Below are 9,321 nucleotides of genomic sequence, written 5' to 3' on the forward strand. Positions count from 1 at the left end.
GCCCGAGCCCAAATTCGTCGCCAGGTTGAAGAGGCAGGGCGTCAAGCCGCTTTCGGTCGGACGATCGATCGTCGCGACCTGGGAACCGCATCAAGCGACCGTGCTTGAGGTCATCAAGAAGATGGGGCTCGAACTGGAAATCATCTTCAACAAGGGCGCGGTGATGATCCTGCCGAGCGGCATCAACAAAGCCACCGGGCTCGCCGCGGCCCTTCAGGACCTTCGACTTTCGCCGCACAACGTCGTCGGCGTCGGCGACGCCGAGAACGATCATGCGTTCCTGCAAGCCTGTGGCTGCAGCGTCGCCGTCGACAATGCAATTCCGGCGGTCAAGGATACAGCCAACCTGGTCATGCGTGGCGCCCGAGGCAAAGGCGTGGAGCAACTGATCGCAAAGCTGATAAAGCGTGATCACGCGATAGTGCCGAAGCGCCATGACGGCATCGTTCTTGGATCATCTGGCGGCGACGATACCTACCTGTCGCCGAGCGACACGATCCTCATTGCCGGGAGTTCCGGTATCGGTAAATCCACCTTGGCCACCGCGCTGACCGAGCGCTTCGTCGAAAGCGGCTTTCAGTTTTGTGTCTTCGATCCCGAAGGCGACTATGATGGCCTCGAAGGCGCCGTTCGCCTGGGAGACGGCTCAAGCGCGCCGACAAAGGCGCAAGTGCTGGATCTGATCGCCAAGGCCGACAGCAACATAGTCGTCAATGGACTGGCCCTGCGGGTCGACGAGAGGCCGGATTTCTTTGCCGACCTGCTGCCTGGCCTCAGCAGTTTCCGCCGGCGCACCGCGAGACCGCACTGGCTCGTGATCGATGAAGCGCATCATCTTCTGCCCAAGCGGCGCGACGATACGCGGGCGGTTCTGTCATTGGAATTGCCTGGCACAATCCTGATCACCGTTCACCCCGAGGCGATCTCGACAGACGCCTTGCGCCTGGTGACAGCCATCATTGCGCTTGGCCCCAAGGCAAAGGACGTCGTGAAGGTCTTCTGCCGTGAAACCGGCATTGAGCCGCCGAAAGTCATCCCCAGCCCGAAAGGTGCGCGCGTGCTGTTCTGGCGGCCGCAGGCAGGCAAAAAAGTCAAGACGGTCAAAGTGGTCGAACCACGTCAGTCACTCAAGCGGCACAGCCGGAAATATGCCGAAGGCCAGCTCGACGAAGCCGGCAGCTTCTATTTCCATGGCCCTGAGAATGCGATGAATCTCAGGGCTCACAATCTGATGATCTTCGCTCAAATCGCCGAGGGCATAGATGACAAGACCTGGGAGTTTCATTTGCGCACCGGCGACTATTCCAAATGGTTTCGACATCAGATCAGGGACAAGGACCTGGCGCGCGAAACCGCCGAGGCGGAAGAGGACAAGACCCTGTCGGCGGAGGAGAGCCGCAAGCGGGTGCTTGATGCCGTGCGCCGCCGTTACACGGCTCCCGCCACAGCCCCGGAGTGACACGCGAGAGCCAAGGCAATCAAGCCAGCGCTGCATGCGAAATTCTTCAGTCAGGCAACGCCGCCACCGCGACAATTTCAACGACGATGTCGGCTTGCGCAAGCGCTGCAACTCCGATCACCTCCGAAGGCGGCGGGTTGTTATAGCTGCAGTGCTTCGGGCAATGCTCGGCAAAGAACTCGTCCAGTACGTCGAGACGAAAATTGGGTGAACTCAGAACGCCGCCATCGGGAAATGGCCCCTTGATGAAGAAGGTCAGCCGGATGAGATAGTCGAGCGCGCTGCCGAGTTCTTCCAGATCTGATTTGATGTTCGCCAGAATTGCGCGCCACTGTGCCGCCGCATCGCCAGTGAATCCCCCTCCTCTCTTTCCGGTCGGATCATAATTTTCGGCGGTTGCCGTATTTCCGCAAAGGTAGACAAATCCCCTTGCTCCGGAGACTACCGTGCCTTTTCCCCACGGCATCAACCTTCCGTTTTTGAATTTCTTATGAGTTACGAGTTCCATGCTTCGTCCAGAACTCTTGATCGTCAGCCTATCAAATCGTCTATTCTGATCGGCAGATCGCGAATGCGCTTGCCGGTGGCATGATAGACGGCACTCGCCACGGCAGCAGCCGTTCCGACATTGCCGAGTTCGCCCAAACCCTTGACGCCGGCAGGGTTGACCTGATGGTCGATTTCGGGGACCAGGATAACGTCGACCTGTTTGATGTCGGCGTTGACCGGCACGAGATAGTCCTGCAGGTCGCGGTTGACGTAGCGCGCGTGTCGCTGATCGATTTCCGTCGCCTCGTGCAACGCCTGGCCGATACCCCAGATCATGCCACCCATCAGCTGGCTGCGCGCGGTGCGCGTGTTCATGATGAGCCCGGCGGCGAAGGCCCCGACGATGCGCGGGACCCGGATTTCGCGTGTATAGCTGTTGATGCGCACTTCGACGAACTCGGCGCCAAAGGCATATTTGACCGAATCTTCGTCGTTCTCTCCACCATGAAATTCCGACTGTCCGGCATAGAGTTTGCTGAGGGCTTCAGGCGAAGAACCCTTCGGCGCAAACTCGGCATATTCCTCGATGGCGCCGACTTGCATAGCCTTGAAGACATCAGCCAGCTTTGCGGATTTGCCGGTCTCGGTGACGACCTCTTCGCCCTTCAAGTCCAGCTTCGCATTGCCCGAACCGGCCAGCGGAGCCCCCCTGCCCGCAGCGGCGGCGAACAGCTTTCCGCGTATCGCGTCGCAGGCTTTCATGACCGCCGAGCAGACACTGGCGGTCGAGATCGATCCGCCCGACACGGGAGCCGGCGGCAAGGCACTGTCGCCCATCTCGACGCTGATCTTGTCCATGCCGATGCCCAGTCTTTCGGCCGCCATCTGGCCGGCGATGGTGCGAACGCCGGTGCCGATTTCATGCGAGCCGCACTGGACTCGAACCTCGCCGTCGGCGGTGAGACGAACCCGGGCCGCGCAGGGCGCGGCGGCAGTCGGATAGATTGCCGTCGCACAGCCCATCCCGACCAGCCAATCGCCGTCGCGCATCGAGCCGACCCTGGGATCGCGCTTCGACCAGCCAAAGGCCTCCGCTGCCTGGTCGTAGCACTTGATGAGTGAGCGGCTGGAAAATGGCTTGCCTCCTATGGGCTCCTTCTCCGGTTCATTGATGCGACGAAACTCGACAGGATCCATGCCGAGGGCCACAGCCATTTCGTCCATGGCGTTTTCCAGCGCGTAGACATAAGGCGTCTCCGGCGGCGATCGCATGTAGCCAGGCGTGTTACGGTCGGCATGAACCAGCGAAACATGCGTCAGAACGGCGCCGTAATTGTACATGCGCGCGGTGGCGGACGTGCCGCCGACGACATAAGGGTCAGGGCGTGACGTCACCTCCCAGGCCTCATGTCCGAACGCCGTGATGCGGCCGTCCTTGCCGGCGCCCATGCGGATCCGATGCCGCGTTTCGGCGCGATAGGTCTGCGTACCGAAGGCTTGCATGCGATTGACGACGCAGCGAACCGGGCGGCCAATGCGTCGCGCCGCGACGGCAACGATAGCGGTGCGTGCCGTCATCGGCCCCTTGGAGCCGAAGGCACCGCCGATATAGGGACTGACGATCCGCACATTGGCCGGATCGAGCTTCAGCTGGCGTGCCAGTTCCACCTTCCAGCCGGTAACGTTCTGGCTGGGCTCGTGTATGGTCAACTGGTCGCCTTGCCATATTGCGGTGGTCGAAAACAGTTCGATCGGATTGTGATGCTGGGTCGGCGTCGAATATTTTTCGTCGATCTTTACCGTCGCATCCGCCCAGGCGGCATCGAAATCACCGGCCTTCGCATCCTCCTTGAACATAGGGTTTTTGCCGGCAGCCGGCTCCATCTTCACGCCCTTGGAATCAAAGCTGGCGGCGGGCCGTTCGTCCTCATAGTCGGCGCGGATCAACATTGCGGCTTCCTCCGCCGCCTCGAAGGTCTCGGCAACCACCAGAGCGATGATCTGACCGTCGTGAAAAACCGTCTTGTCGTGCAAAGGCCCGATCGAACTTGCGCCGGTGTTGCCGAATTTCGGCGTGTCGGTCTTGTCCATATCGTGATAGGTGACGATGTCCAGCACACCGGGTACGGCCCGGGCGTCTTTCGTGTGAAGTCCCGAAACCTTGCCCCGGGCAATGCTGCTGGTGGCAAGGGCACCGTAGGCGACGTTGGCCGTGACGATGTCGGCGGGATAGCCGGCCTGTCCGGTAACTTTTAGCCGGGCGTCAATGCGGACAACCGGATCGCCCTGGTTTTCCCTGGGGGCGGGTGCAGCTTGGTTCATGGCTCAGCCCTTCATATCCCGGGTTTCGAGCAGCGCCCGCACCAGCGTGCGCTTGCCGAGCGGTATCTTGAATGCGTTATGCTCGCGCGGTCTGGCATCGGCGAAGGCAGCCTCGGCAGCCTCTTGCGCCGCGGCTTCGTCAAGCACTTTGCCCTGTAGCGCGTCCTCTGCTTCGCGCGCCCGCCACGGCACCGTCGCCACACCGCCAAGCGCAATGCGCGCACTCCTTACCGTCTCGCCATCCATGTCGAGCGCAACAGCCGCGGACGCCAACGCAAACGCGTAGGATTCGCGATCGCGAATCTTCAGATAGCGCGACCGGCTGCTCCACCGTTCGAGCCGCACTTCGATGGCGGTTATGAGCTCGTCGGCGGCGAGATCCGTCTCGATGTCGGGCGTGTCGCCCGGCCGTTTGTGCAGCTTGGCAAATGCAAGCGTGCGCCTTCCCCGCGGACCTTCGATCTCGACGGTGGCATCGAGCGCAACCAGTGCCTGCGCGAAATCGCCGTGATAAGTGGCGATGCAGGCATTGCTCGTACCCAGCACGGCGTGCTGGCGATTGGACCCTTCCATCGCAGCGCAGCCGGAGCCGGGTTCGCGCTTGTTGCACGGCCAGGAAATCTCTCGAAAATACTCGCAGCGCGTACGTTGCAGCACATTGCCGCCCAGGCTCGCCATGTTGCGAAGCTGACCGCTGGCGGCGAATTTCAGGCTGTCGGCAAGGGCCGGGCAACGCCGCCGGACGTCATCGTTGTCGGCTGCTTCACCCATGCGGACCAGTGCACCAAACCGGATCGTGTCATCGTTTATCCTGATCTGCCGCAAGGCTGGCTCGGCAAGAGTGTTGAGGTCAAGCAGTCGGTCCGGCCGCGCGACACCGAGCTTCATGTAGTCGGCCAGATTGGTGCCGCCGGCGATGAATTGCGTGTCGGCGCCGGTTGGCGGAACGCGCACGGCATCGACACGGGATGCCATGGCGATTGCAGCGGAGACGCTGGTTGGTCTTTCATAAACGAAGGGGCGCATCCTAGGCCCTCCTGATCTCGTCGCGCGCCTGGACGATCGCCGCAACGATGTTGGGATAGGCCGCACAGCGACACAGATTGCCGCTCATATATTCGCGAATGTCATCTTCCGACCCCGCATGGCCTTCGTTGATGCAACCGATGGCGGACATGATCTGACCCGGTGTGCAATAGCCGCATTGAAAGGCATCGTGGTCGACGAAGGCCTGCTGGACCGGATGCAGTTCCCCGTCCGTCGAGGCCAGGCCTTCCACCGTTGTGATCTCCCGCCCCTGGTTCATGACGGCAAAGCTCAAGCAGGACAGTACCCGCTTTCCATCGATCAGAACCGTGCAGGCGCCGCACTGACCGTGATCGCAACCTTTCTTGGTGCCGGTCAGGCCGACGTGATCGCGCAGAGCGTCAAGCAGGCTGGTTCGATTGTCGAGCGCGAGATTGTAGGTCTGTTTGTTGATACGCATTGAAACCGCCGACAAGTCGCGTGGTTCGGCTGGCTTTTCGGACGCTGGCTGGGCAGCTCTCGTCGGGGAATTCACAAGCGGCATCGCCGCCGCCGCCGAAACAGAGGCCGTCATGAACATGCGTCTGCTCAGGCCACTGGACATCTTGGCATCAGACATGGCTGGCTCCGGGCTGGCTGGGTCTCAAGCGGCCCAAACCAGTCGCGGAGGACAAAGTTCCCTCCTCACGAGCCTGTGATTCCTTTTTCTGTGGCGGGTTCGATGTAACCGGAACCTCACCTGTCGGGCGATGGTTGTGTGCCAAGGGCCGGAAGGAGGCGATCATGAGCGATGGTCGGCATGACAAGGACGGTGACAATGGACCTGTGTTCTCTGCGGAGCAGGCGAGACAGGGCGAGATCATCCTGCGAACGCGCACGCGTCGGGTTATCTTCATAGCAGGCTTGGTCGGTATCGTGATCCTGGCCATCGTGGTCAGGTTGGCAATCGGCTGAACCAATTCCGCCAGGCGCGAAACCGTGCCCGGTCGCCAGGAACCTTTTACGACCAGTTGTCGTTGACTGGCCACGGTCAAAACTCCTGGGAGTTCTCCCGTGGACGCGAAAACCCAAACCGAAGAACCTGAAACCGGCGACACGCACGCCGCGCCACGCAGGGCCACCTCAGACGCGTCGCCAAAACACCGGAAAGACGCCGGTCAGGCCGACGGTCAGGAGCACAAGCAGGACAAGCAGGCCGGAGAACCAAAGCCCAGCCTGCTGAGCTTCCCTCGGCGGCACCCTTACATATCGATCGCCATCCTGCTCGCAGTGCTGTTGATTGCCGTAGGGCTGGTCTTGTGGTGGCTGGACGCGCGTCAGTATGAATCGACCGACGATGCTTTCATCGACGCCCGCACGGTGACGATCGGTGCCGAGATATCGGGTCGTATCACCGATGTCGCGGTCACCGACAACCAGTCTGTGAAAGCCGGCGACGTGCTCTTGCGCATCGACGACAGCGACTATCAGGCAAGCCTGGCGGAAGCCGACGCCGGTGTGGCCTCGGCGCAGGCCGAGATCGTCGATGTCGGTGCACAGATCGAAGCACAAAACGCCAAGATCGATGCGGCACAGAAGCAGTTGGCGCAGGCCCAGGCCGCGCTCGAGTTTGCCAAAGCGGAGGACAAGCGCAACCGTGAGCTGCTGGCCAAGGGAACCTCCACCCAACAGCAGGCGGAACAGGCCGCTTCTACCCTGCGCCAGGACCAGGCCGCCCTCGACAGCGCCGGAGCAAACGTCGCTGCCGCGAAAAGCCAGGTCACTGTTCTGCAGGCACAGACCAAGAGCGCGGAAGCAAAGCTCAATCAAGCCAAGGCCAGCCAGGAGCAGGCCCGCACCATGCTGTCGCGCACCATCATAACCGCGCCTGTCACCGGTCGCGCCACCAGTATCACGGCCGCCAAGGGCACCTACGCCCAGCCTGGTCAGGTGCTGATGATGTTCGTTCCCGACGAGGTCTGGGTGAAGGCTAATTTCAAGGAGACCCAGCTTGATCTGATGCGGCCGGGACAGCCCGTCGACATCGATATCGACGCCTATCCCGAAAAGAACTTCCACGGCCGCGTCGACAGCATCCAGGCGGGCAGTGGCACCGCCTTCAGCCTGCTGCCGGCCGAGAATGCCACCGGCAACTTCGTCAAGGTGGTGCAGCGCGTGCCCGTGAAGATCGTCTTCGACCGACCGCCGGGCGTGCAGCTGGGTCCAGGCCTGTCGGTGGTGCCGACAGTCAAGGTGAGATGAGCGCCGTCGAAATGGCTGGTGAACGGAGCGAAAGCCGGTCCGCCGCCGGCGGGCGCAATCCGTGGCTGATCGCAGTCGTCGTCTCGATCGCCACCTTCATGCTGGTGCTCGACACCTCGATCGCCAACGTGGCGCTGCGCAACATCGCCGGCAGCCTCGCGGCCGGGATGGACGAAAGCACCTGGGTGATCACCACCTATCTGGTCGCGAATTCCGTGATCATCCCGGTTAGCGGCTGGTTGGCCAGCGTCATCGGCCGCAAGCGTTACTACATGCTTTGCGTGGCGATCTTCACCATAGCGTCGCTGCTGTGCGGCCTGGCGCCCAATCTGGAAATGCTCATCGTCTTCAGGATCCTGCAAGGCCTCGGCGGCGGCGGCATGGCACCCAGCGAACAATCCATTCTCGCCGACACCTTTCCACCCGAAAAACGCTCCCCGGCATTTGCTCTTTACGGCATTGCCGTCATCGTCGCACCGACAGTCGGGCCGACCATCGGCGGTTGGCTGACCGACCATTTCTCCTGGCACTGGATATTCTTCATCAATGTCCCGTTCGGCATCATGTCGCTTGCCTTGGTGCAGTGGCTGGTGGACGAGCCTGATGTGCTCGAGCGCGAACGGCAGGAACGGTTGAAGGGCGGCCTCAGAATAGACTGGGTCGGTTTCATCCTGGTCGCCACGGCACTCGGCTGCCTGGAGATCTTTCTCGATGAGGGCCAGCGCAACGACTGGTTCGCATCAGGTTTCATCGTGACCTTCGCGGCGATTTCGGCGGTCTCATTCCTGCTGCTGATCCCGTGGGAATTCAGTCACCGCGATCCGATCGTCGACGTCCGCCTGCTGTTCAGCCGCCAGTTCGGCACATCGTTCCTGGTGATGATGGCAGTGGGCGCCGTGCTGTTCAGCACCACCCAGTTGATGCCGCAACTGCAGCAGACCGCCTTCAACTATACGGCCACCCTGTCGGGCCTGTCGATGATGCCAGGTGGCATCGCAATGTTGATGCTTATGCCGATTTCCGGATTTGCCGGCGCCATCGTCCAGCCCAAATACCTGATCATGGCAGGCATGTCCGTCGTCGCTGTCGCGCTCTGGCATATGACATCGCTCACCCCGGACGTCAGTTTCGGCTTCTTTGCCTTCGCGCGCATCTTCCTGATGATCGGTTTGCCGTTCCTGTTCATCCCCATCTCGACGGCGGCTTACGTCGGTCTTGCTCCGCAGCAGACGAACCAGGCGTCGGCACTCATCAACGTTGCCCGTAACATCGGCGGAAGCATCGGTGTGTCGCTGTCCAACACGGTGATAGCCCAGAACGCGCAAATCCATCAGGCAAACCTCGTCGGCCACACAGCACAGTCGTCACCGGCCTACCAGCAGGTTCTGCGTCAGGCGACCGAGCACTTCGTGGCTCAAGGCTCGCCGATGATCGACGCAAAACAGCAGGCGCTCGGCTGGATAGGACAGTTGATAGCGCGGCAGGCCTCATTGCTCGCCTATATCGATGTCTTTCGGTATTGCGCGGTAGCGACCGCACTGCTCGTTCCCCTCGCCTTGCTGCTGCGCTCTCCCCGGCCCGAAAAGCGTTAGGTCGCGCCGCGGCGGTGTATGGCGCTGCCCCGCCATGCGGCTTCGGCTTCGCGAACTTCCGTTGGAACCAGCGCGTCGAGTCGACGTTCAGCCCTTGTGCAACAGGAGGAGCTGGCCATGCCACGAGGCGACAAATCGAAGTACACTGACAAGCAGGAGCGTAAAGCCGACCACATTGCCGAAGGTTATGAG

At 61.5% G+C, this 9,321-nt stretch carries 8 protein-coding genes and 1 pseudogene; 5 read left to right on the forward strand and 4 right to left on the reverse strand.

All coding sequences use genetic code 11. The features are described from left to right. Positions 1 to 1,459 (forward strand): HAD-IIB family hydrolase (locus EN955_RS32050; RefSeq protein ID WP_127223533.1); only part of this gene is annotated, 1,459 nt, incomplete at its 5' end. A 46-nt stretch (positions 1,460 to 1,505) separates the two neighbouring features. Here the strand turns inward: EN955_RS32050 and EN955_RS32055 are convergent. The 4 genes from EN955_RS32055 to EN955_RS32070 are packed head-to-tail and all read right to left on the reverse strand — an operon-like array spanning position 1,506 to position 5,915. Beyond that, positions 1,506 to 1,967, reverse strand: coding sequence for a RidA family protein (locus EN955_RS32055; protein ID WP_013531565.1), 462 nt, complete (start codon positions 1,965 to 1,967; stop codon positions 1,506 to 1,508). A gap of 23 nt (positions 1,968 to 1,990) precedes the next feature. Then, positions 1,991 to 4,270 (reverse strand): xanthine dehydrogenase family protein molybdopterin-binding subunit, encoded by a 2,280-nt coding sequence (locus EN955_RS32060; protein ID WP_024505523.1) that lies wholly within the window; start codon positions 4,268 to 4,270, stop codon positions 1,991 to 1,993. 3 nt (positions 4,271 to 4,273) lie between these two features. Continuing rightward, positions 4,274 to 5,296 carry a xanthine dehydrogenase family protein subunit M gene (locus tag EN955_RS32065; protein ID WP_024505524.1) on the reverse strand — a complete coding sequence of 341 codons (1,023 nt, stop codon included), beginning with the start codon at positions 5,294 to 5,296 and terminating at the stop codon, positions 4,274 to 4,276. 1 nt (position 5,297) lies between these two features. Continuing rightward, on the reverse strand, positions 5,298 to 5,915 hold the full coding sequence (locus tag EN955_RS32070) for a (2Fe-2S)-binding protein (protein WP_024505525.1): 618 nt from the start codon (positions 5,913 to 5,915) through the stop codon (positions 5,298 to 5,300). A gap of 164 nt (positions 5,916 to 6,079) precedes the next feature. On the opposite strand from EN955_RS32070, the gene EN955_RS32075 reads away from it, so the two are divergent. The 4 genes and pseudogenes from EN955_RS32075 to EN955_RS35735 form a co-directional block, all read left to right on the forward strand. After that, a complete protein-coding gene (locus EN955_RS32075; protein ID WP_081714449.1) occupies positions 6,080 to 6,250 on the forward strand; it encodes a hypothetical protein in 171 nt (56 codons plus the stop codon). Positions 6,251 to 6,349: 99 nt separating this feature from the next. Next, the gene (locus EN955_RS32080; protein ID WP_024505526.1) at positions 6,350 to 7,537 is read left to right on the forward strand and encodes an HlyD family secretion protein; all 1,188 of its coding nucleotides are present in this window, start codon (positions 6,350 to 6,352) and stop codon (positions 7,535 to 7,537) included. A gap of 11 nt (positions 7,538 to 7,548) precedes the next feature. Further along, positions 7,549 to 9,129 carry a DHA2 family efflux MFS transporter permease subunit gene (locus EN955_RS32085; RefSeq protein WP_081714452.1) on the forward strand — a complete coding sequence of 527 codons (1,581 nt, stop codon included), beginning with the start codon at positions 7,549 to 7,551 and terminating at the stop codon, positions 9,127 to 9,129. Between the two features lie 117 nt (positions 9,130 to 9,246). Continuing rightward, a pseudogene (locus EN955_RS35735) lies at positions 9,247 to 9,321 on the forward strand (plasmid stabilization protein); the annotation flags it as partial.

The sequence above is a fragment of the Mesorhizobium sp. M7A.F.Ca.CA.001.04.2.1 genome, assembly GCF_003998485.1.
Classification (GTDB): Bacteria; Pseudomonadota; Alphaproteobacteria; order Rhizobiales; family Rhizobiaceae; genus Mesorhizobium; species Mesorhizobium ciceri.

Coding starts and splice junctions, on each gene's coding strand:
- EN955_RS32055 (WP_013531565.1), bottom strand. CDS start 1,967: ATGGAACTCGTAACTCATAAGAAATTCAAAAACGGAAGGTTGATGCCG.
- EN955_RS32060 (WP_024505523.1), bottom strand. CDS start 4,270: ATGAACCAAGCTGCACCCGCCCCCAGGGAAAACCAGGGCGATCCGGTT.
- EN955_RS32065 (WP_024505524.1), bottom strand. CDS start 5,296: ATGCGCCCCTTCGTTTATGAAAGACCAACCAGCGTCTCCGCTGCAATC.
- EN955_RS32070 (WP_024505525.1), bottom strand. CDS start 5,915: ATGTCTGATGCCAAGATGTCCAGTGGCCTGAGCAGACGCATGTTCATG.
- EN955_RS32075 (WP_081714449.1), top strand. CDS start 6,080: ATGAGCGATGGTCGGCATGACAAGGACGGTGACAATGGACCTGTGTTC.
- EN955_RS32085 (WP_081714452.1), top strand. CDS start 7,549: ATGGCTGGTGAACGGAGCGAAAGCCGGTCCGCCGCCGGCGGGCGCAAT.